The organism is Erythrobacter sp., from assembly GCF_011765465.1.
Classification (GTDB): domain Bacteria; phylum Pseudomonadota; class Alphaproteobacteria; order Sphingomonadales; family Sphingomonadaceae; genus Erythrobacter.
This window is the reverse complement of record NZ_CP050265.1, coordinates 320,259-346,545: the sequence shown is the minus strand read 5'-3', so window position 1 is coordinate 346,545 and position 26,287 is coordinate 320,259. Positions and strand designations below refer to the sequence as shown.

Here is a 26,287-nt window from a genome sequence, read left to right as displayed (position 1 = left end):
CCCGAACCGCCAAGCTTTGCGCCCATGGATTCGACCGACACGGACCATTTCGACCTCCTCATCATCGGCGGCGGGATCAACGGGGCCGGCATCGCGCGCGACGCGGCCGGGCGCGGCCTTTCGGTCTGCCTCGTCGAGAAGGACGACCTTGCGAGCCACACCTCCTCCGCTTCGACGAAGCTCGTCCATGGCGGTCTGCGCTACCTCGAGCACTACGAATTCCGCCTCGTGCGCGAGAGCCTGATCGAGCGCGAGCGGCTGCTGACAATCGCACCGCACATCATCTGGCCGCTGCGCTTCGTTCTGCCGCATGACCAGGGTCTGCGCCCGAAATGGATGCTGCGATTGGGCCTGTTCCTCTACGACCACCTCGGCGGGCGCAAGCTCCTCCCGCCGACCAGGAGCGTCGACCTCACCGCGCCCCCGCACGGCGCGATCCTCGAAGAGCGGCTGACGCGCGGGTTCGAATATTCGGATTGCTGGGTCGAGGATTCGCGCCTCGTCGCGCTCAATTGCATGGATGCGGCCGAGCGCGGGGCCGACATCCGCACGCGCACCGAATGCGTCGGCCTGGAGCGCGGCGCGGACCGCTGGACCGCGCGCCTGCGCCATGAGGGAGAGGAAAGCACCGTCACCGCCGCGCGCGTCGTTAACGCCGCCGGGCCGTGGGTCGACACCGTGCTCGGCCGCGCGCTGCCCGGCGAGCGCCACCAGAACCTGCGGCTGGTCAAGGGCAGCCACCTCATCTTCCCGAAGCTGTTCGAGGGCGAGCATTGCTACATTTTCCAGAACCGCGACGGACGGATCGTCTTCGCCATTCCCTATGAGCGCGACTTCACTCTCGTCGGCACCACCGACGTGAGTTTCGAGGGCGACCCCGGCGCAATTGCGATCAGCGACGAAGAGGCGCGCTACATCTGCGCCGCGGCGAACGAATATCTCGCCCGCGACGTGTCGCCGGAAGACGCGGTCGCCTCCTATTCGGGCGTGCGCCCGCTCTACGACGACCGCTCGGAGGCCAATTCGACTGTCACGCGCGACTACGAGTTCGAACTCGACCGGGGCGAGGACGGGGATGGCCCTGCCCTGCTCTCGATCTTCGGCGGCAAGATCACGACCTATCGCAAGCTCGCCGAACACGCGCTCGGCGAGCTCGGCGTGGGCGGGCGCGAATGGACCGCAAGCGAGCCGCTGCCCGGTGGCGACATCGATCCGGGCGCTTTCGAGGTCTTCGTGCGCGCGATGGAGGTGCGCTATTCCTTCCTCGAACCCGCCACGGTGCGCCGCCTCGCGCGGGCCTATGGCACGCGGATCGACGCGGTTCTGGGCGATGCCGAGGGCACGAACGATCTCGGCGCGCACATGGGCGGCGACCTCTACGCGGCGGAGCTGGAATACCTCGTTGCACAGGAATTCGCGCGGAGCGCCGAGGACGTGCTGAAACGCCGCTCGAAACTCTACCTGCACCTCGATGCCGAAGCGCAGGCCCGCGTCGCCGCCTGGTTCGACAGCCGGGCCTAGAGGCCGGAGACGACCTTGGCGAGATGGGCGAAGAAGCCCCACGCGATGTCCAGCGGCGGCCCCAGCAGCGCCAAAAGCCAGCCGGTCCCGAACAGCCAGCTATAGGCGATCACGCCGATCAGCAGGAATATCCCCACCCGCTGCAGCCGCGCCCAGTGGAAGCGCAGCCGGTCGGGCAGCAGTCCGCCGACGATATGCGACCCGTCGAAAGGCGGGATCGGCAAAAGGTTGAAAAGCCCGAGGAAAATGTTGATGAGCAGAAACATGGAGAGCGCGGCCCCCACCACGCTGGGGCCTTCGAGAATGTTCGCGCCGTTCACCGCGCTCAGCACGCCGATCAGGATCGCGCCGAGCGTCGCGAGGACGAAATTGCTCGCCGGCCCCGCTATCGCCACCGCCATCATGCCGTAGCGCGGATTGCGCAGGCGGAATTGGTTGACCGGCACGGGCTTCGCCCAGCCGAACGCGGGCGCGCCTGCCAGCAGCAGCGCGCCGGGGACGAGCAGCGTGCCGACCGGATCGACGTGGCGAAGGGGGTTCAGCGTGAGCCGCCCGCGCTCGGCCGCGGTCGTGTCGCCGAGCAGCTTCGCCACATAGCCGTGCGCGACTTCGTGGAAGACGATCGCGACCACGAGGCAGGGGATCAGCAGGGCGATGAGAGTGACGGTGTCCATGGGTGAAAGATAGGAAGCGCGGCGCACCCGCGCCATACGCCTAGCGCGCGAGCTCTTGCGAAAAATGCGCCCGGCACAGCGCGACATAGCTTTCATTGCCGCCGATCGCGGTCTGCTCGCCCTCGCGGATCGGATTGCCCGCTTCATCGACGCGCAGGTTCATCGTCGCCTTGCGCCCGCAATGGCACACGGCCTTGAGCTCGACGAGCGCGTCCGCAATGCCGAGCAGCGCGGCGGAACCGGGAAAGAGCTCGCCCTGGAAATCGGTCCTCAGGCCATAGCACAGCACCGGAATGCCGACCTCGTCGCAGATCCGCGCCAGCTGCCAGACCTGCGCGGGCGTGAGGAACTGGGCCTCGTCCACCAGCACGCAGTCCAATCCCTTCGAGCCGAATTCGTTCGCGTCCTCGTTCTCGTGCGCGACCGAAATCGCATTGAACAGGTCGGTGTCGTGCCCGAACCGGTGCGCCTCCGCCTCGAGCCCGATGCGGCTCTGCACCATGCCTTGCGAGCGGGTGTCGATCGCGGCGGTCCACAGCATCGTGTTCATGCCGCGCTCGCGGTAATTGAAATCGGCCTGCAGGAGCGAGGAGCTTTTCCCTGCATTCATGCTCGAATAGTAGAAATAGAGCTTCGCCAAGGGGCCCTCCGATCAGCCCCTCCCCCCTAGCCCGGGCCCGCGACCCGCGCCAGATCGGCGGCAAAAGCGTTCCCCAGCCGAAACCTTTTGCGCTATCATGGGTTGGGATCGTGAAGGGACGCAACCTCAATGAAAGCCATCCGCCTCGCGCTGCTGCCGCTCATCGCGCTGTTCGCCGGGCTTGCCGCATGGGCGCAGCAGCCCGGCCCCGGCGCGCTCACCTACCGGCTCGATGCCAATGCGAGCGACGTTTCCGCCCGCGTCCCCTTCTTCGGCCTCGCCAGCAAGACCGCGCGCTTTCCCCGGATGGAAGGGGCCGTCACGATCGTCCCCGATGCGCCCGAACGCGCGGTGATCGACGTGACTTTCGATGCCGAAGCGATCGAGGCGCCCGACCGCGTGACCCTGCGCCGCCTCAGGGGCGAAAAGTTCTTCTGGGTCGAAAAATATCCCGTGATCCGCTTCAAGGGACGCTCGCTGACCATGTCGAGCCCGCTCGAGGGCACGCTCGAAGGCGTCCTGACCGCGCGCGGGGTGAGCAGGCCGCAGACGCTTGCGGTCACGTTCGACAGCCCGCCGGGCGAGGCGGTGGGCAAGCCGATCAGCTTCACCGGCAGGACCACGATCGACCGGCGCGACTATGGCATGAAGAGCTACCAGATCATCGTCGGCAACGAAGTCGACATCGAACTGCGCGCGCGGATGGTGCCGCGCTAGGCGCTATTCCTCTTCGTCCCCGTCGAGGTCGCGCGCGACTTTCGGATCGCGCAGCAGCGCCTCGATCCGGTCGGCTTCGGCGAAGCTTTCATCCTTGCGGAACTTGAGCTTGGGCGCGAATTTGAGGCCGAGCCGCTTCGCCACCTCGCGCTGGAGAAAGGCGGTGTTCTGCCTGAGCGCGGTCACCACCTCGTCCTCGGCCTGCCCCAGCAGCGGTTTCACGTAAGCCGTCGCATGGCGCAGGTCCGGGGTCATGCGGACCTCGGTCACGGAGATATTCGCCGCGCTCACCGTCTCGTCATGCACCTCGCGCCGGGCGAGGAGTTCTGACAGGATATGCCGCACCCGCTCGCCCACCTTGAGCACGCGGACCGAATGCTGTTCGGCGGTGTATTCCTGCTTGCGGGCCATCACACCATGCCCGTCGATTCCGGCGAGGGGCGCGGCGTGGGGATCGCGGTCGAAGTGGCGCGGGCCATGAGCTTGCCGTCCTCCGAAAGCAATTCCGCCTCGAGGAAGACGACCTTGCGCCCGGCCTTCACCACGCGACCCTTGCCGATCAGCGGGCCTTCGGGGATCAGGCGGATGAGGCTCATCGTGAGGTCGAGATTGAGCGGCGCCATCTCGCCCCCGGTGGCGGCGACATAGGCATAGCCCATGACATCGTCGAGGTAGCCCGCGACGAGCCCGCCCTGCACCCCGCCGCGCCAGGTTGTCATTTCCTTGCGGACGGTAAAGCGCATGGTGGCGGTCTGCGTCGCCTCGTCCCAGCCCACGAACTCGGAGCCGAGCAACGCGGAATGGGGCGAGGTGTGATGATCCTCGGGGAAAACTCCGGCAGTGTCCATTCAGCCCTCTCCGGCGATCAGAACTCGAGCGTCCGCTCGCGCTCGGTCACTTCGAACACCTCGAGGTTGTCGCCCGGCTTGATGTCGTTCGTGTCCTCCAGCACCACGCCGCACTCCAGCCCTGCGCGGACCTCGTCCACGTCGTCCTTGAACCGGCGCAGCGAGGCGATCTTGGTCGCCGAGACGATAACGTCGTCGCGGGTGAGACGCGCGAAGAGGTTGCGGCGGATGACCCCGTCGATGACGAGGAGGCCCGCGGCCTTGTCCTTCTTGCCCGCCGGGAAGACCTGCTTGACCTCGGCGCGGCCGACGACCGTCTCGATTCGTTCGGGACCGAGTTCGCCCGCCATTTCCTTCGCGACCTCTTCGGTGAGGTGGTAGATGACGTCGTAATACATCATCCGCACGTTATCGCGCTTCACCAGCTCGCGCGCCTTGGCGTTGGGGCGCACGTTGAAGCCGATGATCGGGGCGTTCGAGGCGGCGGCGAGGCTCACGTCGGTCTCGGTGATCGCGCCGACGCCTGCGTGGAGCACGCGCACCTTGATCTCGTCGTTCGAGATGTTGTGGAGCGCGTTGACGATCGCCTCGACCGAGCCTTGCACGTCGGCCTTCACCAGCACCGGCCATTCGATGACATTGGCCTGCAGCTTGTTGAACATCGTGTCGAAATTGGTCGGCGCGAGCGCGGTGCGCTTTTCGGTCGCCTTTTCCTGGCGATATTCGGCGACTTCGCGGGCGCGCTGTTCGTTCTCCACCACGGTGAGCTGGTCGCCCGCCGACGGCACGCCGCCGAGGCCGAGCACCTCGACCGGCATCGAAGGCCCGGCTTCCTTGATCTGCTTGCCACTGTCATCGACGAGCGCACGCACGCGCCCGCTTTCGGTGCCGACGACGAAGGTGTCGCCGCGCTTGAGCGTCCCGCGCGTCACCAGCACGGTCGCGACGGGGCCGCGGCCCTTGTCGAGCTGGGCTTCGATCACGGTCGCCTCGGCATCGCGGTCGGGGCGGGCCTTGAGTTCGAGCAGTTCGGCCTGGAGCGCGATCGCCTCGAGCAGGTTGTCCAGCCCCTTGCCGGTCTTGGCCGAGACTTCGACGTCCTGCACGTCGCCCGAGAGCTTCTCGACGATCACCTCGTGTTCGAGCAGGCGGTTGCGGATCTTGTCCGCGTCGGCCTCGTCCTTGTCCATCTTGTTGATCGCGACGATCATGGGAACGCCCGCGGCCTTGGTGTGATTGATGGCCTCGATCGTCTGCGGCATGATCCCGTCGTCGGCGGCCACCACCAGCACGACGATGTCGGTGACGTTCGCCCCGCGCGCGCGCATTTCGGTGAAGGCGGCGTGGCCGGGCGTGTCGAGAAAGGTGATCTTGTCCTTGTTCTTGGTCGTGACCTGGTAGCTGCCGATGTGCTGGGTGATGCCGCCGGCCTCGCCCTTGGTCACGTCGGTGCCGCGCAGGGCGTCGAGCAGGCTCGTCTTGCCGTGGTCGACATGGCCCATGATCGTGACGACCGGCGGACGCGGCTTCAGCGTCTCTTCGGGATCGTCGTCCTCTGCCGGAACGATGTCGATGTCGGCTTCGGACACGCGCTTGATGTTGTGGCCGAATTCCTCGACCAGCAGTTCCGCGGTGTCGGCGTCGATGGTCTGGTTGACCGTCACCATCATGCCCATGTTGAACAGCGCCTTGACGAGGTCGGCGCCCTTTTCGGCCATGCGGTTGGCGAGTTCCTGCACCGTGATCGCTTCGGGCACGACGACGTCGCGGACCTGCTTCTCGCGCGGCTTGGACGAGCCGCCGCCCTGCATCCGGCGTTCCTTCTCGCGTGCGCGCTTCAATGCGGCGAGACTGCGCGCACGGCGCCCTTCGTCCTCGTTGAGGGCGCGGGTAACGGTGAGCTTGCCCGAACGGCGCTTGTCCTTGCCGCCGCCGCTGGCGGGAGCGGGGCGCTTTTCTTCCTTCTTCTTCTTTTCCGGGCGCTTGGGCTCGGGCCGGGCGACCGGCGTGAACTTGCGCGCAGCGGGCATGGAGCCGCCCTTCGCGGCCGGAGCCTCGGCTTCGGCAGGTTCGGTCGAAGGCGTCTCTTCCGCCGGCGCTTCGGCGGCCTTCTTCGCCTCTTCGGCGGCGCGCTTTTCGGCTTCTTCTTCCGCCTTGCGGTTTTCCTCGGCGCGGCGCTTTTCCTCTTCGGCGGCCTTGCGGGCCTGCTCTTCCTCGCGCTTGCGCGCCTCTTCGGCGAGGCGCAGGCGCTCTTCCTCGGCCTCGCGCTGGAGCCGCTTGACGCGCTCCTGCGGGGTTTCGCCGGGAGGCGCTTTCGACGGAGCCGGTTTGGGCGCAGGCTTCTTCGCCGCCGGGGCCGGAGCCGGGGCGGGTGCAGGAGCGGGTGCGGGGGCCGGAGCCGGCTCGGGCGTCGCCGCGGCCTCGCCCGGTTTCACGAGCTTGCGGCGGCGCTTCACCTCGACCGCGACCTTGTTCGTGCGGCCGTGGCTGAAGGTCTGCTTGACCTCGCCAGCGTCCACCGCGCGCTTGAGGCCCAACGGCTTGCGGGTGCGTTTTTCGTTATCGTCGCTCATTACGGCTCGTCATTCCTTCACGTATTCATCACTGCCGACGCCCGGTGCGCCCGCTGTATCGGCGGCATCTGCGCGCGGACCCTGCCGGTCCGGGGAGAGGCCCATGTAGTTCGAAAGGCGGGCGGCCGCATGGGCGACCCGCGAGGCCGGCGAGGATCCGCCTGCCTCCTGTCGGCGGGGGTAGGAAACCCCCAGGTGGACGACATTGTCGCGGCCCAATGCCACAGAGAGCGCCGCGCGGTCCAGTGGCAAGACCTCGCCGCGTAGCCCCGAGCCTTCCGCCTCGGTCCCGACGCGCCATGCCTGGTCGAGCCGCTTGCGCCCGTCCTCGCTGCTGTCGGCGGCGTGGAGCAGGAGCTCGATCCGCCCGCTGCGCGCCTGCTCCTCGATCCGCGAGGAGCCGAGCACTATGTGTCCGGCGCGCAATTCCAGCCCCAGCCTCTCGGCAAGGCTGCGGCGCAGCGCGGCTTCCACCCGGTCGGCGAGGTCGTCCGCTATGGCGAGCCTCGCCCCCTTGAACGCGCGCAGCAGCGCCTTTTTCAAATGGCCCTCGGCAAGCGCGCTTTCAAGCGCCGCGCGGTCCGGCGCGACCCACGCCCCCCGCCCCGGCGCCTTGGCACCGGGGTCGGGCAGGACGTGGCACACGCCGTCCGCATCGGGCGGCGAAATCGCCAGCCGCACGAGATCATCGCGCGGGAAGCTCTTTCCCGAGAGGATGCAGCGCCGCTCGCTCCCGGAAGTGGCGGGAGTATCGGCTTCGTCGATGTCCGGCGTCAGGCGCTCATTGGTCGGAGTCCGCATGGGCGGCCTCCTGGGTGTCGGGCGCTTCGCCGCTCTCGGCGGCGGGCGCTTCTTCCTCATCCTCGAACCAATGCGCGCGGGCGGCCATGATGATCTCGTTGCCCTGCTCTTCGGTCAGACCGTATTCGCCGAGCACCCCGCCCTTGTCCTGTTCGCGCTGCGGACGGCGCATCGGCGGGCCGTCGGCATTGTTGCGGCGGCGCGGAGCCTCGCGCTTCTTGGCGATCAGCTCGTCGGTGGCGAGGTCGGCGAGATCGTCGAGCGTCTTGATCCCCGCCTTGCCCAGCGTGACCAGCATGGCTTCGGTCAGGTGCGGGATTTCGGCAAGATCGTCCTCGACGCCGAGTTCGCGGCGCTGTTCGCGATAGGCGGCTTCCTGCCGTTCCAGCGCCTCGATCGCGCGGCTCTGGAGTTCCTCGGCGAGTTCCTCGTCGAAGCCCTCGATCGCGGCGAGTTCTGCGAGTTCGACATAAGCGACCTCTTCCAGTTCGGCGAAGCCTTCGGCGACGAGCAGCTGCGAGAGCGTTTCGTCGACGTCGAGCTCCTCCTCGAACATCTTGGAGCGTTCGGCGAATTCCTTCGACCGCTTCTCGCTGGCCTCTTCCTCGGTCATGATGTCGATCTGGTGGCCGGTGAGCTGGCTGGCGAGCCGCACGTTCTGGCCGCGGCGACCGATCGCGAGCGAAAGCTGGTCATCGGGCACGACGACCTCGATCCGGCCCTCTTCCTCGTCGAGAACGACGCGGCTGACCGTGGCGGGCTGAAGCGCGTTGACGACGAAGGTCGCGGTATCTTCGGACCAGGGGATGATGTCGATCTTCTCGCCCTGGAGTTCCTGCACCACCGCCTGCACGCGGCTGCCCTTCATGCCGACGCAGGCGCCGACGGGGTCGATGCTCGAATCGTAGCTGATGACGCCGATCTTGGCGCGGCTGCCGGGATCGCGCGCGGCGGCCTTGATCTCGATGATGCCGTCGTAGATTTCGGGCACTTCCTGCGCGAACAGCTTGCGCATGAAATCGGGCGCGGCGCGGGAGAGGAAGATCTGCGGCCCGCGGTTGTTGCGTTCGACCTTGGTGATGAGCGCGCGCACGCGCTCGCCCACGCGGGCGGCCTCGCGCGGGATCTGCTGGTCGCGGCGGATGACGCCCTCGGCCCGGCCGAGATTGACGATCACGTGGCCGAATTCGACCGACTTGATGACGCCGGTGATGATCTCGCCCGCGCGGTCCTTGAATTCCTCGTACTGGCGCTCTCGCTCGGCATCGCGGACCTTCTGGAAGATCACCTGCTTGGCGCTCTGCGCGTCGATGCGGCCAAGGTCGACCGGCGGCAGCGGGTCGACGATGAAGTCGCCGATCTGGGCGTCTTCCTTGAGCTTCTGGGCCTGCTTGAGATCGACCTGCTTGAAATAGTCCTCGACCTCCTCGACCACTTCGACGACGCGCCACAAGGTGAGGTCGCCGGTCTGGGGATCGAGCTTGGCGCGGATGTCGTTCTCCGCGCCATAGCGGTTGCGCGCGCTCTTCTGGATCGCTTCTTCCATCGCCTCGATCACGATCGACTTGTCGATCATCTTCTCCGAGGCGACCGAGTTCGCGATCGCGAGCAGTTCGGCCTTGTTCGCGGAAATGGCACTGGCCATCAGTCGTCTGCCTTTTCTTCTGTGAGGTCTTCGATGAGTTCGTCCGCCCCGCTCGCATCGAGCGGGCGCGTCGCCGCGATCAGCGCGTCGGTGAGGACGAGCTTGGCGGAATGGATCTGTTCGCGCGGCAGGCGGACATCGCCCGCCTTCGCGTCCTTGAGGAGCACTTCTTCGCCTTCGATGCCGACGAGTTCGCCCTTGTAACTGCGCTGCCCGTCATAGCCCTTCGCCATGACGATCTTCGCCTCGTGCCCGGCCCAGTCGGAAAAATCCTTCGTCCGGGTGAGCGGACGGTCGATGCCGGGGCTCGAGACCTCGAGGTGATAGGCCCCTTCGACGAGCACCTCGCCCGCCTCTTCCGCTGCGTCGATCGCGTCCGAAACGCGCCGCGAAAGCGCCGCGCACTGGTCGATCACCAGCTGGCCCGTCGCAGGGTCTTCGGCCATGATCTGGAGCGCCTGCCCGCCGTCACCGGCTTCCGACGGCATCATCTTCACGCGCACGAGATCGAAGCCGAGCGCTTTCGCCTCGGGCTCGATGATCGCGGTCAGGCGGTCGATGTCGGCCAATCGGTTTCCTTCGGTTCGCGGGCGAAAATAGCGCCGCGGGATGACAAAACGGGTTAAGTGCCGGCCCCCGGAGGCGCCAGCCCTTCAGAGTCTCGACAATGTCGGGATATGCGTGAGGTAGTCGCGCCAACGCGATTTGGCAAGAGCAAAGGCGCGTGCGGCCTGCGGCGTCCGGGCGAATGCCCTAGCGCCCGCCTGTCACCCAGTCGCGCGCCTGTCGGCGTAGAGTGCGATCCGGTTCGCGCGCGATCCGTTCGGCATGGGCGCGCATCGCCAGCACATCTTCGCTTGCCAGCGGTTCGTCGAAGGCGAAGGCGAGGCCATGCGAACCGCAGCGCACGATCTCGCCGAACGCCTCGAGCCCGGCGACCTTCAGCACAGCGCCCTCGCCCTCGCCGAGCAGGCCGTCGGGCTCCCGCCCGAGCGCGACCCTCGCACCGCTCAGCGACAGGTCGACGAGTTCGCAGCGCTCGGCCCCGGCAAGCGTGACCAGTTGCGCATCCACGCCGAGCCGCAGCCGCGCCGCCGCGCGCCTGCCCGTGATGGATGGTGGGGAGGAAGCACGCGGAGAGCGGGGCGGGGTATCAACCATGCCGCCCCAATGACCGTAGTCGGTTAAGAAATTACTCGCCGGGGCCAGGATTATTCGCGTAGCCCGCCGCGGGCTCAGATCGGGCGGTCGTCGTCGCTGTCGCCGGTCACCCATTTGCGCGCCGTGTCGATCAGCGAACGCCGCTCGCGGTCCTCGAACGTCTCGTAATAATGCCGGATGTCGAGCACCTGGGCGTCGCTGATTTCCTCCTCGAAGCGGATCGCGTTGAGCCCGAAATCGCTGCGGATCACGTCGCCGAAAACCTCGAGCGAGCCGCAGCGCAGCACTGCTCCCTCGCCTACGCGTATCGCCTCGAGCACCGCGACCTGCGCGCCGCTGCGCGACAGGTTCATCAGGACGCAGGGCTGGTTGCCCTCGATCGAGATGAGCCGCGCGGGCAGGCTGACCCTCAGACGCGGGGCAGATCGTCGCCCTGTATTGGGGATCGCCGTAGAGCCCTCGTTCGTCGCGGCGTCGGCCCTGCCGCCGGGCTTGTCCACCGGACCGCTCCCGCTGTTGGCCCCGGGGCCTAGACCTGCCGCGCCCGATTTTGCTCCCGCCCCCGGGCTGCCAGGAGGGGTTTTCGCGAAGTCGCGGTCCCAGGCCGCATCGATCGAACGCCGCACGCCCGCAGCGTCCGGCGCGGGTCCGATACGGCGTGCTTCGCCGCCTGCGCCTGTCTTGTCCGGGTCCGCCATCGCTCGCCCACCCGTTGCCGCAGCCATCCAGGGCCGGTGTCGTAAGGAAGGCGCGCGGTGAACGCGCCGAGGCGCCGATCCCAGCGGGCCGCTGCGGTCCCTCCTGCAGACCTGATTACAATGCCATGACGCAGCTTGCAAAAGGTGAACGTTCACATGGACTTCCCGCGATATGCTGCGCGCAGGAAGGAACCATGAACGCTCGCAGGCGCAAGCCTATTCGGCCCAGCCGCCGAACTCCTCTTCGCCGTCCTTGGGCGCACTCTCGTACCCCGCCGCAGGCCCGCCGCCCGTGCCGGCATCATAGCCCCAGCCATCCTTCGCCAACGCGCGGGCGCGCTCGGCCTCGAGCCGCGCCTCGATCGCCTTGTTGCCGACCTTCTCGGCGCGCTCGGCGAATTTCTCGGCCACCTGCGGGGCGGCCCAGCCCGCGCCGAAGGTCATCATCGCCCCGAAACCGAGCGCGCACAGGGTAACGAGCCCCATGACGAGGCGCACGGTGGTCGAAAGCTGGTCGATCATCTCCGAAAGCAGGCGCATCGAAACTCCCCGGCGAATGCAGTCTCGCCCGGCCTAGCGCCCAAACCTTAGGAGAAGGTTGACCCCCGCGCCGCCGCGCCTGCCGCTCAATCGGCGGCCTGTTCCTCCATCAGCCCATGCTTCTTGATGCAGTGGCGCAGCTGGTCATAGGTGAGGTTCAGCGCGCGGGCGGTCTGGCGCTGGTTCCAGCGATGCTTTCCCAGAGCGTGTTCGACGATCGCGCGTTCGTGCGCATCGACGGCGGCGCGCAGGTCCTCGATCTCGTCGAAGCAGGGGGCGGCAGAGGCGAAATCGCCCGCCTTCGGAGTGTTCGGGGAAGGCGCAGGCGCGCCCGTGTTGCGGTGCGAGGGTGTGCGCGGCTTCCACGGGCTGTCGAAGGGATCGAACTGGACGTGCGCGACCGGCATCGAAGGGTCGTCCCAGCGGTAGACCGCGCGCTCGACCACGTTCCTCAATTCGCGCACATTGCCCGGCCAGGCGTATTCCTCGAGCTGGTCCATGACGTGCGGCGCGAAGCCGGGCCAGCCGAGCCATTCGAGCTCGGCCGCCATGCGCCGCCCGAAATATTCGGCAAGCACGCCGATATCGCCCTCGCGCACGCGCAGCGGCGGCAGGGTGATGACCTCGAAGGACAAGCGGTCGAGCAGGTCCGCGCGGAATTCCCCCGCCTCGGCGAGCGCGGGCAGGTCGTCGTTCGTGGCGGCGACGATGCGGACATCGACCCGCACGGGGCGCGAGGCGCCGATGCGCGTGACCTCGCCGTATTCGACCGCTCTCAGCAGGCGTTCCTGCGCGCCCATCGACAATGTGCCCAGTTCGTCGAGAAATAGCGTCCCCTTGTCGGCTTCCTCGAACCTTCCCGCGCGCGCTTTGGTAGCACCGGTGAAGGCGCCCGCCTCGTGGCCGAACAGCTCGGCTTCGATCAGGGTTTCGGGCAGCGCCGCGCAGTTCATCGTCACCAGCGGCTCGTCCCAGCGGGTCGAGAGGCGGTGGAGGCGTTCGGCGATGAGTTCCTTGCCGGTCCCGCGCTCGCCGATGACGAGGACGGGACGGGAAAGCGCGGCGGCGCGGCTGGCGCGCTCGACCGCGTCGAGGAAGGCGCCGGACTGGCCGATGAACTGGTTTTCGCGCTCCATGACCGAAATATAGTGAAATTTCCCAATGCTTGGCAACAGAAACCAACATATGATCGGACGGGGCGGCGCAAACCCCCAGAAATACGCGCCTTTTGCGGTTTGGCACGGTGGTTGCATATACTCAGGCATACCACGCGAACCGGGCGGCACAGGGCCGCTCGGGGCCGCGAAAAGGGAGGACCCGACCAATGTTCAAGAGCCTGTTCAACCCGATGCCCGGCGCCGGTTTCTTCGGCACGAAGCTCGGCCAGGCCGCGATCGCCAGCACCTTCGCGATGACCGCGATGGTCGTCCTGACCACGCAGGTCGGCGAAGCCAGCGCCGCGAACGTCGCCGCCTCGACCGCTCACGCCTTCGTCGAGATCGCCTGAGCGTGAACGCCATGACCGAGCGCGACGACAAGAAACCTTTCGGATCGGAGCGGGATGATCCCGCCGCCCGCGCCGCCGACCCCGCCGCCAACCCCGCCGCCGGGATGCCCGCTTCCCGCGCGAGTGGCGAGGATGCGGACGGCGATCTCGCTCCGGTCCGCAAGCCGCGCGCTTCCGGCGGCAAGCTCTCGCGGCTCGACGCCGAAATCGAAGCCTTGCGCACGAGCCCCACCCCGACGCAGAACCCGCGCCGCAGCCGGGGCGGCGGCAGCGACGGCGACGGCGAGGCCACCCGCACCCGGTCCAGCAGCAATTCGTTCCTAGATGGAGTAGCCTTCATGGGCATTTTCAGCCGCACCCGCGACATCATCGCGGCCAATTTCAACGACCTGCTCGACAATGCCGACGACCCGGCGAAGATGATCCGCATGATCATCCTCGAAATGGAGGAGACGCTGGTCGAGGTCCGCGCATCGGCCGCGCGCACCATCGCCGACCAGAAGGAAATGCACCGCCACGTCGTCAAGCTCGACAAGCTCCAGGCCGACTGGGCCGACAAGGCGCAGCTCGCCCTGTCGAAGGACCGCGAGGACCTCGCCCGCGCCGCGCTCGTCGAGAAGAAGAAGGCGGCCGACACCGCCGACCAGCTCAAGGCCGAGATCGCCGTGCTCGACGACGCCCTGCGCGCCTATGAGGACGACATCCAGAAGCTCCAGCACCGCCTGCGCGAGGCGCGCAGCCGCCAGAGCGCGATCGCAGCCCGCCTCGAAAGCGCGGAGAACCGCGTCAAGCTGCGCACGCTGATGAGCACCGAACGCACCGACGAGGCGCTCGCCCGGTTCGACCAGCTCGAACGCCGGGTCGATTACGCCGAAGGCCGCGCCGATGCGCTCAATATCGCGGAAAACGGCAAGCCCTCGCTCGCCGACGAGATCAGCGCGCTCGCGGGCGATGATGCGGTCGATGACGAACTCGAACAGATGAAGAAAGCGCTCGGCAAAAGCGCTTCCGGAAAGGACCAGTAAGCCATGGATGACATCCTCGTTCCCCTCATCGTCATGGGAACCCTGTTCGTGGGACTTCCGTGGATCATCCTGCACTACGTGACCAAGTGGAAGACCGCCGCGACCATCACCTCGGACGACGAGGTGCTGCTGGAGGAGCTCTACAGCCTCGCGAAAAGGCTCGATGAACGCATGGACACGGTCGAGCGCCTCGTCGCCTCGGACGATCCCAGCTTCACGCCGGTCAAGCGCCTGATGGCCGACCAGGAAACCGACAATCACAAGCTGCGCGAACTCGACCGGATGATGGCCGAGAAGAAAGGAGCCAACCAGTGAACAGCCCCCGCACCAAGCTTTATCGCGACAAGCACAATGCCAAGCTGATGGGCGTGTGCTCCGGTCTTGCCGACTACACGGGCATCGACGCGGTCTGGTGGCGGCTCGGCCTGGTGGTCATGTCGATCACGCTGGGCTGGCCGATCCTCGCCTATTTCGTCGCCGGCTTCATCCTCAACAAGAAGCCGCCGCATCTCTACCGCGACGAGGGCGAGCAGAAATACTGGCAGCGCGTGCGGCAGAGCCCGCACCGGACCGCCCGCGAAATCCGCGCGCAGTTCCGCGACATCGACCGCCGGCTCGCCAATGTCGAGGCGCATTACGTGGAAAGCAACCCGCGCCTCACCGCCGAGATCGAGCGCCTGCGCTGATCCGGCCCGAGACAAGGAGGGGACTGAATTATGGGTGAACTGATACCGCTCTTCGGCATCGTCTTCGGATGCATGATCCCGATCTCGGTGATCTGGAGCAAGCACCGCGAGAGGGTGGCCGAAATGCAGATCGGCACCACCGCCGCGCAGACCGCCGAAAAGGCCGCGCAATATGCAGCCCAGGTCCAGCGGCTCGAGGACCGGGTGCAGGTGCTCGAACGCATCGTCACCGACCGCGGCTATGATGTCGCGACCCAGATCGAGGCCCTGCGCGACACGCGCACCGTCGAAAGCGGCGGCGGCGAGGAAAAGGGCAGCGGCGTGCCGCTCGACATTGAAAGCCGGGAGAAAGCGTGATGGACTGGCTGCAGGGAGGACCCGGCTTCGTCGTCGCGCTGATGGCGGTCAGCTACGGCGCATGGGTCATCAACAACTGGATTCGCGCCAAGCACGGCTACGAGCTCGAGGACGAATGGGGCGGCAAGTCCGCCAAGTCGGACACCGCCGAGACCAAGCGGCTGCGCGAGGAGAACCGCGACCTGCACGACAAGCTCGACGCGATGCAGGACCGCATGATCGTGCTCGAAAAGATCGTGACCGACCGCGGCTATTCGCTTTCGCAGGAAATCGAGGCGCTCCGCGAATCCCGCAAGGACACCGGCGTTCCGCTCGAACTGCCAAGGAAGGAGGCGCACTGATGCTCGATGCAATGACCACCGAGGCGATCGTTGCCATTGCCCTTGCCGGAACGGCGGGCTGGGTCTTCACCACCTGGCTGCGCGTCAAGAACGGCTACCCGCTCGAAGGGTCGTGGGGCCAGACGCTCAAGCCGACCACCGACAACGAGGCGAAGCAGCGCGTCGCCCTGCTGACCAGCGAGAACGCCGAGCTGCGCGCCGAACTCGGCTCGGTCAAGGACCGGCTCGCCAATGTCGAGCGGATCGTGACCGACAGCGGCTATCACCTCTCGGGCGAGATCGAGAAGCTGCGTGCAGGCGCGCTCGAGAACCGCAAGGACGAAGGGACCGCCTGATGGATTTCTGGACCGCCGCCGTCCTCATCGCCGCGATGATCAGCGTCGTCACCATCTGGACGCGCCGGCACGACCGCGAACTCGGCATCACGCGCGACGAGGACGGCAACCCCGTCTTCCCGCCGCAGCCCCAGGGCAAGGCCGAGGACGCCGAAGCGCGCGCCGAGATCGCCCGGCTGAAGCAGCGGATCGCGGTGCTCGAGCGGATCGTGACCGACCGCGGCCACTCCCTCGCCGAGGAGATCGAGCGGCTGCGCGACGAACGCAGCGTCGAGGATACGCGGCTGCCCGGCATCGATCTTTCGCCCAGGGCCGACAAGCGGGAAGCGGCACGATGAGCTGGGTCAGCATCTTCGCGGTCATCTTCCTCATCCTGTGGCTGCGCGAACGCCATCTCGGCAAGCAGCTTTCCCAGGAGAACGAGGCGCTGCGCCGCCGGCTCGGAATGGGCACGGGGGCGGGGACGCAGCAGGCCGCGCCCACCGCCCCGACCGCCGCCGGGCGCGACGCCATCAACAGCCGCGAGCTCGAGGACCTGCGCGAACGCATCCAGGTGCTCGAACGCATCGCGACCAACAACAACAGCTCCGAGGCCGTGCGCGCCCGCGCCATCGCCGCGGAAATCGAAAGCCTGCGGGGCGACATCGCGACCCGCGCCGCGCGGGAGGACCGCTCGGACAGGAATACGGAGGACACGGACAGGTGATGGATCCCGTTATCGTTATCGCCGCGAGCTGCCTCGTCGGCCTCGCCACGGTCGCCTTCGCCCTGCTGCGCGCGTGGCAGCAATGGCTCGACTACAAGCGCCAGGAACTCGAGCGCGTCCGCAGCGCCGCGCGCCTTTCGATCGACACCCCCGAGCACGGCCCCGACACCGACAGCCGCGTCGGGACGGCGCGGATCGAACTTGCTGACCTGCGCGAACGCATCCGCAAGCTCGAAGCGATCGCGAGCGGGGTCGAGCTGTAAGAACGGCCCCCGGCGGGCCGAGCGCAGCGAGGCCCGCTCCCTCCGCTTTCCGCGCGGGACCGCGATGGCCGGGGTGGACACGCGCGCGAAGCGGGCTAAATCCGCCCCATGCGATCACTCGACGATATCCTCGAAGAATACGAATTCCTCGAAGGCGACGAACGCTACGGCCTGCTGATCGAACTCGGCCGCGAGCTCGAACCCATGCCCGACGCGCTCAAGACCGACGCGACGCTGGTGCGCGGCTGCTCGGCCGCCGTGTGGGTCTATCCGACCGAAAGCGAAGAGCCAGGCCGCCTCCATTTCCTCGCCGACAGCAACGCCGCGATCACCAAGGGCATCGTCGCGCTGGTCATCTCCGCGGTGCAGGACAAGCCCGCCGATGAAGTCGCAGGCATGGACGTGACCGCCGCGCTCGCCCCGTTCGACCTCAAGAACCAGCTGTCGAGCAACCGCACGCAAGGCGTCCCCAACATGATCGCGCTGGTCAAGGAGCACGCCGCGCGGATCGCGGCGGGCTGAGCATTTGCGCCCGCTCTGGCTTGCAGGCGGGCTGGTCGCGACCGGACTGGGCGCGGTGGGCGCGGTGCTGCCCCTGCTGCCGACCGTGCCTTTCCTGCTGCTCGCCGCGTTCTGCTTCGCACGCAGCAACCCGGCGTGGGAAAAGCGCATCCTCGACCATCCCACCTGGGGCCCGCAGATCGCCGACTGGCGCGAGCGCCGCGCGATCTCGCGCCGGGCGAAGGTCGGAGCCATCGCCACGCTGGTCGCGGGCGTCGCTTTCACCTGGGCGACGATCGGCTTTCCCTGGGTGTGGTTTTCAGTTGGCGCGCTGGTGCTGATCGGCGGCTGGATCGCCACCCGCAACGAATAGGGCGAGCCGCCCGCTCGCCTGCGTCATGCGCCCGGCTGCCGACTCCGATCGCGCGCGCAGGCGGCGGGCAGAAGCGACCGCGCCCCGCCCGCCAGCGCGCGCTGCGTAAGCCGCGAAAGATCGACCCTTTCGATCCCGAACCGCGGATCGCGCAACGCACCTTGCGCGATATCCGTATCAAACAGCCAGACATTGCCTTCCAGCCTGACGCCGGAGACGGGGCGGGACAGCTGTTCCATAAGCGCCGGGTCCTCGCGGTTGGCGCCGAGGAAATCGATCATCGCCTCCGGCCCCGCCGGACCACCATGCACGGCATTGAGGAAAGCGCTCGCCCGGTTCCCCGCGATCACGAGGCGACGCGGCGGGCGCCCATCCTTCGAGCGCATCGCGGCGATCCATGCGAATTTGTCTCTCGGCCGGGCGAGAACCGTGTTGTAGGCGATATGCGCATCGTCCACGCCGTAGAGCGCGATGCCGTGCTGCGCGCTCGGAAGGACGAGGTTGCACCGCACGTCGACGCCCTTCCAGCGCCCGTCGAAGATGTTGATACCCTGCCAGCCGAAGGCGGCCGCGCCGTCCCACGCCGCCGGGAGCGATGCGGTGTCCCCGGTGCGGGCGAGGCAGGTATTGCCCTCGATGGTGACCGGACCGAACACCTCGTCCCGCGGCGGCTGGCCCTGCATACAGTCGGGATGGAGGGGATCCGGCGTGCCGAGGGGATCGCGGACGAGGTTGCGCCGGATCGCGATACCCCTGCCCGAAAACTGGATCCCGTCGACCGAGAAGCGGCTGACCTCGTTGTCTTCCACGATCACATCGCGCGAAAAATAGACGCTGATCGCGGAGGCCACGTCGTGCAGGGTGCCGTTGCGGAACGCGAGGCAGTCCCCGTTGAGCAGGACCCCGTTCGGCGCCCTGTCGGCAAAGGTCGCCGGGTCGGTCGAAAAGGCGGGGGTGCTCCAGGATATGTCGACGCCGTCGAACACGAGGTTGTCGGACCGAAGCGCTGTCGGCTCATAGGCGGAGACGGAGATGGCCGGAGCCCTCGGCGAGCGCGTCCCCGGCGATCTCGATCCGGCGCAGGATGAAATGCGACGCGCCGCTGGCCCTGAGGCTGGCGAAGCGCGCGATCGCGCCCGGAGCGGCCTCGATCGTGACGAAGCGGCTATTGGCGAGATACGACAGGTCGAGAGCGCCGTAGTCCCCTTCCGCAAGCCGGATCACGTCGCCGCCGCGCACGACGGCGGCCTCGCGCGGGCTGCTCGTCACGCGCTCGGGGCGATGGAGGACGGCAGCGAGCAGTCGTTCGCCGGAGGACAGGTGGCGCCGGCGCTCCCCCACGAGGCCGCGGTCGACGAGCCCCTGCAGGTCGCGCCAGGGTCGCTCGCGGCTGCCATCGCCATCGGCGCTCCCGCGCACGGGATCGACGTGGAATACGCGTCCGGATCCCTCGCCGGGAACGCCGCAGGCAACCTGCGGATAATCGGAGAGCTGGAAAACGGGCCGCGTCACGATGCGAAACGCGGCCGCACCGGCAAGGGCGATGGCAATCAGGGCGAGGAGAAGGACGGGCCCGGCGAGCCTTCGGAAGCTTCGCGCCGGGGCCGGCATCGCGTCAGGCCGCCCCGCGATCTGGCGCCGCGCTCTCTCGGACCTTGGCGATTCCGGCTTCCTTCTGGCGTTTCAGTTCGGCCTTGAGCACTTGCGGGTCGCGCGCGAAGACGAAGCCGAAGCTCACCCCGCCCTCCTTGCCGATGGTGGCATGGTGGAGCTTGTGCGCCTGCACCAGCCGCTTGGCATAGCCTTTCTTCGGTACCCACTTGAAATAGCGCTGGTGGACCAGCCCGTCATGGACCAGCGTGTAGATCACACCGTAAAGCGTGATGCCGACCGCGAACCACCACAGCGCGTCCCAGTAGAGCGCGCCGTAGATATACATGGCCGCGTTGATCGTGCCGAAGACGACCGCGAACAGGTCGTTCTTTTCGAGCACGTTGTCATGCGGCTCGTGATGGTCGCGGTGCCAGCCCCAGCCCCAGCCGTGCATGATGTACTTGTGCGCGTACCACGCGAACAGTTCCATGCCGACCAGGGCGGCAAGGACGGTGAGGCCCGCTTCGAGCCAGCTCATGAAATCGCTCCTTCTCCCACACCTGCCCGGCGCGCGCCCGGCAGGGCCCACCACGGCACATCGGGCCTGCGGTGATGCTCGAGGTGATAGCCGAAGTGGAAGCACGTGGCCAGAGAGGCAAGCGTCCCGAAATCGTCGCTGCGGGTATTGTGGCGATCGGCGAAGGGCTTGTTTTGCGTATGATAATGCGGGCGGAAGGTGCCGAAATAGAACAGCTGGAGCGAGGACAGCAGGGCCGGCGCTCCGTAGAGCACGAAGATCTGGACGAAGGGAATCTCGAGCACGAACCAGTAAATGCCCACGACCGTGTGGACGTAGACGAGGCTCTGCCAGCCGAAATAGCGCTTGAAGAAGGTCCAGTACCAATGCGCGAAGCTCGACGGGTGCGCCTCGTCGAAATCGGGATCGCCCGCGCGGCCCGAAAGCTTGTGATGGGTGAAATGGGCATCGCGCATCTTCTTCCACGCGAAACCGGCATAGAGGAACAGCAGCACCGCCCCGATCGCAGCGTTGGCGCGAGGTCTGCCGGGCACGAGGCTGCCGTGCATCGCATCGTGGCAGACGATGAACACGCCGACCGAAAGCCAGCACTGCGCCGCCGCCATGGCAAGCGCGAGCGGCCAGTTCGCCCACGTCAATTCAAACACATACATCGCATAGGCGTGAATGCCGAGCCACGACCCGGCGATCGCAAGGGCGAGCGCGAGGCCGATGGCTCCCTGGAGCGCGCGCGAAGGCAGGGCGAAACGGAGCGTCGTCATGGCCGAGATACGGACGTCAGCGGCATCGGGTTGCGATATACCGTGGCCACACGCAGCGCAATTGCAAGCTGACGAAAGCCTGTTGCGCGCAAATGCGATACCGGGAGACGTCAAGACATCTCGCGGTCGCCTTCGTGAAAGAAGAATTCGCGCAGGTGCTCCCCGATCCGGGCTGGGCGCAGCGTTTCGGCGTCGATGCAGCACCAGCTCGACTTGACCTCTGCGAGCACGTCCTCGCCGCGGTGGATCACCGTGTGGTAGAAAGCACGCGCGCCGTTGTAGCTCTCGAGCACGGTCTTGGCGATCACGTCGTCGTCCAGGAAGGCGGGCTTGCGATAGGTGATCTCGTGCTTGAGCGCGACCCAAGCCTTGCTGGCGACGTCCTCTTCGGGAGCGAGTTTTCTCCAATGGGCGAGCACTGCGTCCTGAACCCAGTTCAGGTAGCGTGCATTGTTTACATGGCCCATGAAGTCGATGTCTTCGGGCTCTACCGTGATCGGATGGGAATGAGGCCGTGCTGACATGGCTGTAAGTTAGCGCAAGAAAGGCTGCGTTTCCATGACAAACTTGATCGCCATCAACCCGTCTCTTGCACGATCCGGCGCTTCGCCGCTAAGCGCGCCTGCATTCGGGCAGGAATGATAACATGACGACAACACCGCGCACGCTCTACGACAAGATCTGGGACGCCCATCTCGTCGAAAGCCGCGAGGACGGGACCGACATCCTCTACATCGACCGCCATCTCGTCCACGAGGTGACGAGCCCGCAGGCATTCGAGGCGCTGCGCAAGGCGGGCCGCCCGGTGCGCCGGCCCGAACTGACGCTGGCCGTACCCGATCACAACCTGCCGACCACCGCGCGGCGCGACGCGGCGGGCGCGCGCGTGCCCATCGCCGACCCGCAGAGCGCGGCCCAGCTGGAAGCGCTGGAGAGGAACGCGCCCGAATTCGGCATCCGCTACATCGGCGATGCGGATGCGGAACAGGGCATCGTCCATGTCGTGGGCCCCGAGCAGGGCTTTTCGCTGCCCGGCGCGACCATCGTGTGCGGGGATTCGCACACTTCGAGCCACGGCGGCCTGGGGGCCCTCGCCTTCGGCATCGGGACCAGCGAGGTCGAGCACGTGCTGGCGACGCAGACGCTCCAGCTCAAACGCTCGAAATCGATGGAAGTGCGCGTCGAAGGCGAACTCGCCCCCGGCGTGACGGCCAAGGACGTGGTGCTCCACATCATCGGGACCATCGGCGCCGCCGGAGGCACGGGCCACGTGATCGAATATCGCGGCGACGTGTTCGAGCGCATGAGCGTCGAGCAGCGCCTGACGGTGTGCAACATGAGCATCGAGGCGGGCGCGCGCGCGGGCCTGATCGCGCCGGACGACGTGGTGTTCGACTATCTCAAGGGCCGCCCCATGGCGCCGAAGGGCTCCGATTGGGACGAAGCGCTGGCCTATTGGCGCACGCTCAAAAGCGACGAGGGCGCGGTCTTCGACAAGTCGGTGGTCATCGACGCCGCCGACATCGCGCCTTCGGTCACCTGGGGCACGAGCCCCGAGGACGTGATCGCGATCACCGGCAGCGTGCCCTCGCCCGACAGCTTCGCCGATCCGTCCAAGCGCGAAGCGGCAAAGCGCAGCCTCGATTACATGGGGATAGAACCCGGCACGCCGATGACGCAGATCCCGATCGAGAACGTCTTCATCGGCTCGTGCACCAACAGCCGGATCGAGGACCTGCGCGCCGCTGCGAAAGTGCTCGAAGGGCGGCGCAAGGCCGACAACGTGCGCTGGGCGATCGTCGTGCCGGGTTCGGGCCTGGTCAAGAAACAGGCCGAGGAGGAAGGGCTCGACCGCATCTTCACCGAGGCCGGTTTCGAATGGCGCGAGCCGGGCTGTTCGGCCTGCCTCGGCATGAACCCCGACAAGGTTCCCGCGGGCGAACGCTGCGCCTCGACGTCAAATCGCAATTTCGTCGGACGGCAAGGCCCGGGCGCGCGTACGCACCTGCTCTCGCCCGCCATGGCGGCGGCGGCGGCGGTCGCGGGGCACCTCGCCGACGTGCGCGATTACACCTGACCGCAAGGTCGCGGCAGGGTCGTCGCAAGCCCCTTGCAAGCGGCCCGTGGCGGGAGCATGAGACGAGCCATGACCAAGACACCGAAAGACGAGAAAAAGGACTCGAAGAAGTCCGGCGAAAAATCGGGCATGGGAGCGGCAACCATCGGCGCGGCCGCCATCGGCTCCGCGGCAATCGCGGCGGCGCTGCTCTATGCCGGGCGGCGCTTTTCGAAGAAGTCCGGCGTCGAGCCCACCGCCTCGGGCATGAAGGACACAGTGCCTTCCGGCGAGAAGCCCGAAACCGACTGAGTCCCCCCGCCCCATCGAAGGGCCGACAAGCGCGAGGAACGCCATGGAGAAACTTGTCCGCATAGAGGGGCGCGCGATCCCCTTCGGCGCGAAGAATGTCGACACCGACGTGATCATCCCGGCGAAATGGCTCAAGACGATCACCCGCGACGGCCTTGGCGAAGGGGCGTTCGAGGCGATCCGCGCGGAGCCCGGCAACATCTTCGACGATCCCGCCTATGCGGGCGCACCGATCCTTATCGCGGGCGACAATTTCGGATGCGGGTCGAGCCGCGAACACGCCGCCTGGGCGCTGCTCGACTTAGGCATCCGCGTCGTCATCGCGCCGAGCTATTCCGACATCTTCTCGGGCAATGCGGTCAAGAACGGGATCCTGCCCGTCGTCCTCCCGCAGGAGGCCGTCGACCGGCTGATGGAAGTCGCGCGCGAAGGCGAGGCGATCCACGTCGACCTCGAACACCAGACCGTCACCACGCCCTTCCAGGACCGCTTCACTTTCGAGATCGACCCGTTTCGCAAGCACTGCCTGATGGGCGGGCTCGACGAGGTCGCGCTGACGCTCGAATCGAGCGAGGCGATTGCCGCCTATGAGAGAGCGCGCGCTCGCCAGCATGGCTGGCTCGCGCGCGGGACGAACACCTGACACGCAAACGGGAGAGAGAACCGATGAAAGCCATCCGCACCCACGAGGTCGGCGGACCCGAAACCCTGACGCTCGACGAGATCGACGCGCCCACCCCCGGCAAGGGCGAAGTGCTGGTCGCGGTGAAGGCGTGCGCGATCAATTATCCCGACACGCTGATGATCCGCGACCTCTACCAGTTCAAGCCGGAACGCCCCTATTCGCCAGGCGGCGAGATCGCCGGGACCATCGAGGCGATCGGCGAAGGCGTCGAAGGCTACAAGGTCGGCGACATGGTCATGGCGGGCATCGGCAACGGCGGCCTTGCCGAAAAGGTCGTGGTCCCGGCGGGGCGGATGTTCCCCGTCCCCGAAGGCGTCGCGCCCGAAAAGGCCGCCTCGCTGCTGATGACCTATGGCACCACGATCCACGGGCTCAAGGACCGCGGCCACATCAAGGAAGGCGACACCGTGCTGGTGCTGGGCGCTGCCGGAGGCGTGGGGCTTTCGGCGGTCGAACTCGCCAAGGCTTTCGGCGCCCGCGTGGTCGCCGCCGTTTCCTCCGAGGAGAAGGGCGAGGTCGCCAAAAAGGCCGGCGCGGATGCGGTCGTGATCTATCCCAAGGGCGAGATGGACAAGGCGGCATCGAAGGAACTCAGCCAGAAATTCAAGGAAGCCTGCGGACCCGAAGGCGCGAACATCGTCTACGACATCGTCGGCGGGCAATATTCCGAACCCGCCCTGCGCGCGATCGCGTGGGAGGGCCGCTTCCTCGTGGTCGGCTTCCCGGCGGGGATCGCGAAGATGCCGCTCAATCTCACCCTGCTCAAAAGCTGCGACATCTGCGGCGTGTTCTGGGGCGCCTTTACCGCGCGCGAGCCGGTCAAGTTCCGCGAGCAGGTCGAGGAACTCTTCGCCATGCTGAAGGCGGGCAGGATCGATCCGCTCGTCTCCGAAACCTTCCCGCTCGAACGCGCAGGCGAAGCGATCGCCAAGCTGGAGAACCGCGAGGCCGTGGGCAAGCTCGTCGTCACCATGTGACAGGCGCCCCGCCGCCGCGATTGCCCGCTTGTCGCGCGCGGCGGCGGGCTCTATCCCTCGCGGGGACAGTTTGACGGGAAGGAACCCATTAATGACCGATTTCAAGGACCGCGAACGCGCCGAGGAAGCCAAGTTCGCGCTCGACCAGGAAACCGCCTTCAAGGTCGCCGCGCGCCGCAACCGGTTGCTCGGCGAATGGGCGGCGGGCGTGATGAACCTCACCGAAGAGGAAACAGACGCTTATAAAAAGGCCGTCGTGCAGGCCGATTTCGAGGAAGCGGGCGACGAGGACGTGATCCGCAAGCTGCTGGGCGACCTCACCGCTGCCGAGACCAACGTCACCGAGGCGGAAATCCGCGCCAAGCTCGAGGAAATGGCGATCGAGGCGCGCCGCCAGATCACCGGACAGTAAGACGAACACCAAGGGAGCCGCCCCATGCCGATGCGAGGCGAAGACATAAAGGCCGCGATCGAACAGGAACTGCCCGGGGCCAAGGTCGAACTGACCGACCTTGCGGGCGATGACAACCACTGGGCCGCGCGCGTCACGGCGCCGCAATTCGCCGGCAAGAGCCGGGTCCAGCAGCACAAGATGGTCTACGCCGCTTTCGGCGAGAAGATGGGCGGCGAACTCCACGCCTTGCAAGTGACCACCGTCGTTCCCAGCTAGCGTTCGGGACGTATCGACCAGCAACTGCCAATTCGAGGGGACAGCTTTCCGCCATGGCTGACATCAATTCGCGCATTTCCTCCATCGTCGGTGACAACGACGTCGTGCTGTTCATGAAGGGCACGCCGCTCTTCCCGCAGTGCGGCTTTTCAAACCTCGCGGTGAACATCCTCGACCATTGCGGCGTAGCCTATGAAAGCGTCGATGTGCTGCAGGACATGGAAATCCGCCAGGGGATCAAGGCCTATTCCGACTGGCCGACCATTCCGCAGCTCTACATCAAGGGCGAATTCGTGGGCGGCTCGGACATCATGAAGGAAATGTTCGAGGCGGGCGAGCTCCAGACCATGCTCGCCGAAAACGGGGTCGCCAAGGCGTCTTAGTGGCGGAGCGCGCCCATCCGGGCGCGCCTGTCCTCGCTCAAGCGGCCTTGCGGCCGCATCGCTGCGGGCGGCCGGTCGGCCTTGCGACGCCTGCGGCGTCGGCCAGCTCTTTGCCGCACTCTTGGTGATGAGACTTCGGGACCGAGGTTTGCGTTTGCCCCGCTCACAAAAAGAAACCGCCCCGCTAAGCACTTGCGGGGCGGTTCTTTTTTACGGGGAGGCCGGACCCAGAGACCAGGAAAGGTCCGCCTCTTCGAAGACCACTCGGGCTGCCCACTCATATGCAGGGGGTGTGCCAAAAATGCGTTTCGGCAGAATTACAGGGATTTGCGTGGTTTCTCGGCGTTAACCACAGGCCAAAATGTAAGCTATCCCGACACCTGCCCCGCCCGTATTGCCC

The 26,287-nt window shown here is 66.9% G+C and carries 38 protein-coding genes; 21 read left to right on the top strand and 17 right to left on the bottom strand.

Annotated elements, in window-relative coordinates; genetic code table 11:
* Positions 1–24 precede the first annotated feature (24 nt).
* Positions 25–1,521 (top strand): glycerol-3-phosphate dehydrogenase, encoded by a 1,497-nt coding sequence (gene glpD, locus G9473_RS01590; protein ID WP_291135324.1) that lies wholly within the window; start codon positions 25–27, stop codon positions 1,519–1,521.
* On the opposite strand, the gene G9473_RS01585 is transcribed toward glpD, so the two are convergent.
* Complete coding sequence (locus G9473_RS01585; protein WP_291135322.1) at positions 1,518–2,195, bottom strand: site-2 protease family protein; 678 nt, start codon at positions 2,193–2,195, stop codon at positions 1,518–1,520. The genes glpD and G9473_RS01585 overlap by 4 nt on opposite strands.
* Positions 2,196–2,235: 40 nt before the next feature.
* Positions 2,236–2,835 carry a thymidine kinase gene (locus G9473_RS01580; RefSeq protein WP_291135320.1) on the bottom strand — a complete coding sequence of 200 codons (600 nt, stop codon included), beginning with the start codon at positions 2,833–2,835 and terminating at the stop codon, positions 2,236–2,238.
* A 129-nt stretch (positions 2,836–2,964) separates the two neighbouring features.
* Between G9473_RS01580 and G9473_RS01575 the strand changes: the two genes are divergently transcribed.
* Positions 2,965–3,552 (top strand): YceI family protein, encoded by a 588-nt coding sequence (locus tag G9473_RS01575; protein ID WP_291135318.1) that lies wholly within the window; start codon positions 2,965–2,967, stop codon positions 3,550–3,552.
* Positions 3,553–3,555: 3 nt separating this feature from the next.
* Here the strand turns inward: G9473_RS01575 and rbfA are convergent, their stop codons facing one another.
* The 10 genes from rbfA to pspF form a co-directional block, all read right to left on the bottom strand.
* Positions 3,556–3,963: a 30S ribosome-binding factor RbfA gene (gene rbfA, locus G9473_RS01570; RefSeq protein WP_291135316.1), complete on the bottom strand. Its 408-nt coding sequence runs from the start codon at positions 3,961–3,963 to the stop codon at positions 3,556–3,558.
* Positions 3,963–4,400, bottom strand: coding sequence for a PaaI family thioesterase (locus tag G9473_RS01565; RefSeq protein WP_291135314.1), 438 nt, complete (start codon positions 4,398–4,400; stop codon positions 3,963–3,965). The genes rbfA and G9473_RS01565 overlap by 1 nt, the downstream gene beginning before the upstream one ends.
* Before the next feature lie 17 nt (positions 4,401–4,417).
* Positions 4,418–6,973, bottom strand: coding sequence for a translation initiation factor IF-2 (infB, locus tag G9473_RS01560; protein ID WP_291135312.1), 2,556 nt, complete (start codon positions 6,971–6,973; stop codon positions 4,418–4,420).
* Between the two features lie 9 nt (positions 6,974–6,982).
* Positions 6,983–7,774: a DUF448 domain-containing protein gene (locus G9473_RS01555; RefSeq protein ID WP_291135310.1), complete on the bottom strand. Its 792-nt coding sequence runs from the start codon at positions 7,772–7,774 to the stop codon at positions 6,983–6,985.
* The gene (gene nusA, locus G9473_RS01550; protein ID WP_291135308.1) at positions 7,755–9,419 is read right to left on the bottom strand and encodes a transcription termination factor NusA; all 1,665 of its coding nucleotides are present in this window, start codon (positions 9,417–9,419) and stop codon (positions 7,755–7,757) included. The genes G9473_RS01555 and nusA overlap by 20 nt, the downstream gene beginning before the upstream one ends.
* Positions 9,419–9,988, bottom strand: a complete 570-nt coding sequence (gene rimP, locus G9473_RS01545; RefSeq protein ID WP_291135306.1) for a ribosome maturation protein RimP — start codon at positions 9,986–9,988, stop codon at positions 9,419–9,421. The genes nusA and rimP overlap by 1 nt, the downstream gene beginning before the upstream one ends.
* 184 nt (positions 9,989–10,172) lie before the next feature.
* Positions 10,173–10,493, bottom strand: a complete 321-nt coding sequence (locus tag G9473_RS01540) for a hypothetical protein (protein ID WP_291135304.1) — start codon at positions 10,491–10,493, stop codon at positions 10,173–10,175.
* A 161-nt stretch (positions 10,494–10,654) separates the two neighbouring features.
* Positions 10,655–11,080 carry a PilZ domain-containing protein gene (locus tag G9473_RS01535; RefSeq protein ID WP_291135302.1) on the bottom strand — a complete coding sequence of 142 codons (426 nt, stop codon included), beginning with the start codon at positions 11,078–11,080 and terminating at the stop codon, positions 10,655–10,657.
* Positions 11,081–11,494: 414 nt separating this feature from the next.
* Positions 11,495–11,818 carry a hypothetical protein gene (locus G9473_RS01530; RefSeq protein WP_291135301.1) on the bottom strand — a complete coding sequence of 108 codons (324 nt, stop codon included), beginning with the start codon at positions 11,816–11,818 and terminating at the stop codon, positions 11,495–11,497.
* A gap of 86 nt (positions 11,819–11,904) precedes the next feature.
* Positions 11,905–12,954 carry a phage shock protein operon transcriptional activator gene (gene pspF, locus G9473_RS01525; RefSeq protein ID WP_291135299.1) on the bottom strand — a complete coding sequence of 350 codons (1,050 nt, stop codon included), beginning with the start codon at positions 12,952–12,954 and terminating at the stop codon, positions 11,905–11,907.
* A 188-nt stretch (positions 12,955–13,142) separates the two neighbouring features.
* Here pspF and G9473_RS01520 point away from each other — a divergent pair, with 188 nt between their 5' ends.
* The 12 genes from G9473_RS01520 (at position 13,143) to G9473_RS01465 (ending at position 17,912) form a co-directional block, all read left to right on the top strand.
* Positions 13,143–13,325 (top strand): hypothetical protein, encoded by a 183-nt coding sequence (locus tag G9473_RS01520; protein ID WP_291135297.1) that lies wholly within the window; start codon positions 13,143–13,145, stop codon positions 13,323–13,325.
* A gap of 2 nt (positions 13,326–13,327) precedes the next feature.
* Complete coding sequence (gene pspA, locus G9473_RS01515) at positions 13,328–14,350, top strand: phage shock protein PspA (RefSeq protein ID WP_291135295.1); 1,023 nt, start codon at positions 13,328–13,330, stop codon at positions 14,348–14,350.
* Positions 14,351–14,353: 3 nt separating this feature from the next.
* Positions 14,354–14,665, top strand: coding sequence for an envelope stress response membrane protein PspB (gene pspB, locus G9473_RS01510; protein WP_291135293.1), 312 nt, complete (start codon positions 14,354–14,356; stop codon positions 14,663–14,665).
* A complete protein-coding gene (gene pspC, locus G9473_RS01505; RefSeq protein ID WP_291135291.1) occupies positions 14,662–15,036 on the top strand; it encodes an envelope stress response membrane protein PspC in 375 nt (124 codons plus the stop codon). Before pspB ends, pspC begins: the two co-directional genes overlap by 4 nt.
* A 30-nt stretch (positions 15,037–15,066) precedes the next feature.
* A complete protein-coding gene (locus G9473_RS01500; RefSeq protein WP_291135289.1) occupies positions 15,067–15,393 on the top strand; it encodes a hypothetical protein in 327 nt (108 codons plus the stop codon).
* Entirely contained in the window at positions 15,393–15,734 is a 342-nt protein-coding gene (locus G9473_RS01495) for a hypothetical protein (protein WP_291135287.1), read from the top strand. The genes G9473_RS01500 and G9473_RS01495 overlap by 1 nt, the downstream gene beginning before the upstream one ends.
* Complete coding sequence (locus tag G9473_RS01490) at positions 15,734–16,069, top strand: hypothetical protein (protein ID WP_291135285.1); 336 nt, start codon at positions 15,734–15,736, stop codon at positions 16,067–16,069. The genes G9473_RS01495 and G9473_RS01490 overlap by 1 nt, the downstream gene beginning before the upstream one ends.
* Entirely contained in the window at positions 16,069–16,407 is a 339-nt protein-coding gene (locus G9473_RS01485; protein ID WP_291135284.1) for a hypothetical protein, read from the top strand. Before G9473_RS01490 ends, G9473_RS01485 begins: the two co-directional genes overlap by 1 nt.
* Entirely contained in the window at positions 16,404–16,775 is a 372-nt protein-coding gene (locus G9473_RS01480; RefSeq protein ID WP_291135283.1) for a hypothetical protein, read from the top strand. The genes G9473_RS01485 and G9473_RS01480 overlap by 4 nt, the downstream gene beginning before the upstream one ends.
* Positions 16,772–17,038 (top strand): hypothetical protein, encoded by a 267-nt coding sequence (locus G9473_RS01475; RefSeq protein ID WP_291135281.1) that lies wholly within the window; start codon positions 16,772–16,774, stop codon positions 17,036–17,038. Before G9473_RS01480 ends, G9473_RS01475 begins: the two co-directional genes overlap by 4 nt.
* Positions 17,039–17,146: 108 nt before the next feature.
* Complete coding sequence (locus tag G9473_RS01470) at positions 17,147–17,560, top strand: SufE family protein (protein ID WP_291135280.1); 414 nt, start codon at positions 17,147–17,149, stop codon at positions 17,558–17,560.
* Between the two features lie 4 nt (positions 17,561–17,564).
* Entirely contained in the window at positions 17,565–17,912 is a 348-nt protein-coding gene (locus tag G9473_RS01465; RefSeq protein ID WP_291135278.1) for a YbaN family protein, read from the top strand.
* A gap of 23 nt (positions 17,913–17,935) precedes the next feature.
* Here the strand turns inward: G9473_RS01465 and G9473_RS01460 are convergent, their stop codons facing one another.
* The 5 genes from G9473_RS01460 to G9473_RS01440 all read right to left on the bottom strand — a co-directional run bounded on the left by G9473_RS01460 (position 17,936) and on the right by G9473_RS01440 (position 21,328).
* Positions 17,936–18,898, bottom strand: coding sequence for a right-handed parallel beta-helix repeat-containing protein (locus G9473_RS01460; protein WP_291135276.1), 963 nt, complete (start codon positions 18,896–18,898; stop codon positions 17,936–17,938).
* A 28-nt stretch (positions 18,899–18,926) separates the two neighbouring features.
* Positions 18,927–19,424 carry a hypothetical protein gene (locus tag G9473_RS01455; RefSeq protein WP_291135274.1) on the bottom strand — a complete coding sequence of 166 codons (498 nt, stop codon included), beginning with the start codon at positions 19,422–19,424 and terminating at the stop codon, positions 18,927–18,929.
* Positions 19,425–19,527: 103 nt separating this feature from the next.
* Positions 19,528–20,043: a sterol desaturase family protein gene (locus G9473_RS01450; RefSeq protein WP_291135272.1), complete on the bottom strand. Its 516-nt coding sequence runs from the start codon at positions 20,041–20,043 to the stop codon at positions 19,528–19,530.
* Complete coding sequence (locus G9473_RS01445) at positions 20,040–20,804, bottom strand: fatty acid desaturase (protein WP_291135270.1); 765 nt, start codon at positions 20,802–20,804, stop codon at positions 20,040–20,042. The genes G9473_RS01450 and G9473_RS01445 overlap by 4 nt, the downstream gene beginning before the upstream one ends.
* Before the next feature lie 110 nt (positions 20,805–20,914).
* Positions 20,915–21,328 carry a thioesterase family protein gene (locus G9473_RS01440; protein WP_291135268.1) on the bottom strand — a complete coding sequence of 138 codons (414 nt, stop codon included), beginning with the start codon at positions 21,326–21,328 and terminating at the stop codon, positions 20,915–20,917.
* Between the two features lie 122 nt (positions 21,329–21,450).
* Here G9473_RS01440 and leuC point away from each other — a divergent pair, with 122 nt between their 5' ends.
* The 7 genes from leuC (at position 21,451) to grxD (ending at position 25,887) form a co-directional block, all read left to right on the top strand.
* Positions 21,451–22,881, top strand: coding sequence for a 3-isopropylmalate dehydratase large subunit (gene leuC, locus G9473_RS01435; protein ID WP_291135266.1), 1,431 nt, complete (start codon positions 21,451–21,453; stop codon positions 22,879–22,881).
* Positions 22,882–22,950: 69 nt separating this feature from the next.
* Positions 22,951–23,172, top strand: a complete 222-nt coding sequence (locus tag G9473_RS01430; protein ID WP_291135265.1) for an isopropylmalate isomerase — start codon at positions 22,951–22,953, stop codon at positions 23,170–23,172.
* 43 nt (positions 23,173–23,215) lie between these two features.
* A complete protein-coding gene (gene leuD / locus G9473_RS01425) occupies positions 23,216–23,815 on the top strand; it encodes a 3-isopropylmalate dehydratase small subunit (protein ID WP_291135263.1) in 600 nt (199 codons plus the stop codon).
* Positions 23,816–23,838: 23 nt separating this feature from the next.
* A complete protein-coding gene (locus tag G9473_RS01420; RefSeq protein WP_291135261.1) occupies positions 23,839–24,834 on the top strand; it encodes an NADPH:quinone oxidoreductase family protein in 996 nt (331 codons plus the stop codon).
* A gap of 91 nt (positions 24,835–24,925) precedes the next feature.
* The gene (locus G9473_RS01415; RefSeq protein WP_291135259.1) at positions 24,926–25,246 is read left to right on the top strand and encodes a DUF1476 domain-containing protein; all 321 of its coding nucleotides are present in this window, start codon (positions 24,926–24,928) and stop codon (positions 25,244–25,246) included.
* Positions 25,247–25,270: 24 nt separating this feature from the next.
* Complete coding sequence (locus tag G9473_RS01410) at positions 25,271–25,504, top strand: BolA/IbaG family iron-sulfur metabolism protein (protein ID WP_291135258.1); 234 nt, start codon at positions 25,271–25,273, stop codon at positions 25,502–25,504.
* Positions 25,505–25,557: 53 nt separating this feature from the next.
* On the top strand, positions 25,558–25,887 hold the full coding sequence (grxD, locus tag G9473_RS01405) for a Grx4 family monothiol glutaredoxin (protein WP_291135256.1): 330 nt from the start codon (positions 25,558–25,560) through the stop codon (positions 25,885–25,887).
* Positions 25,888–26,287: the final 400 nt, after the last annotated feature.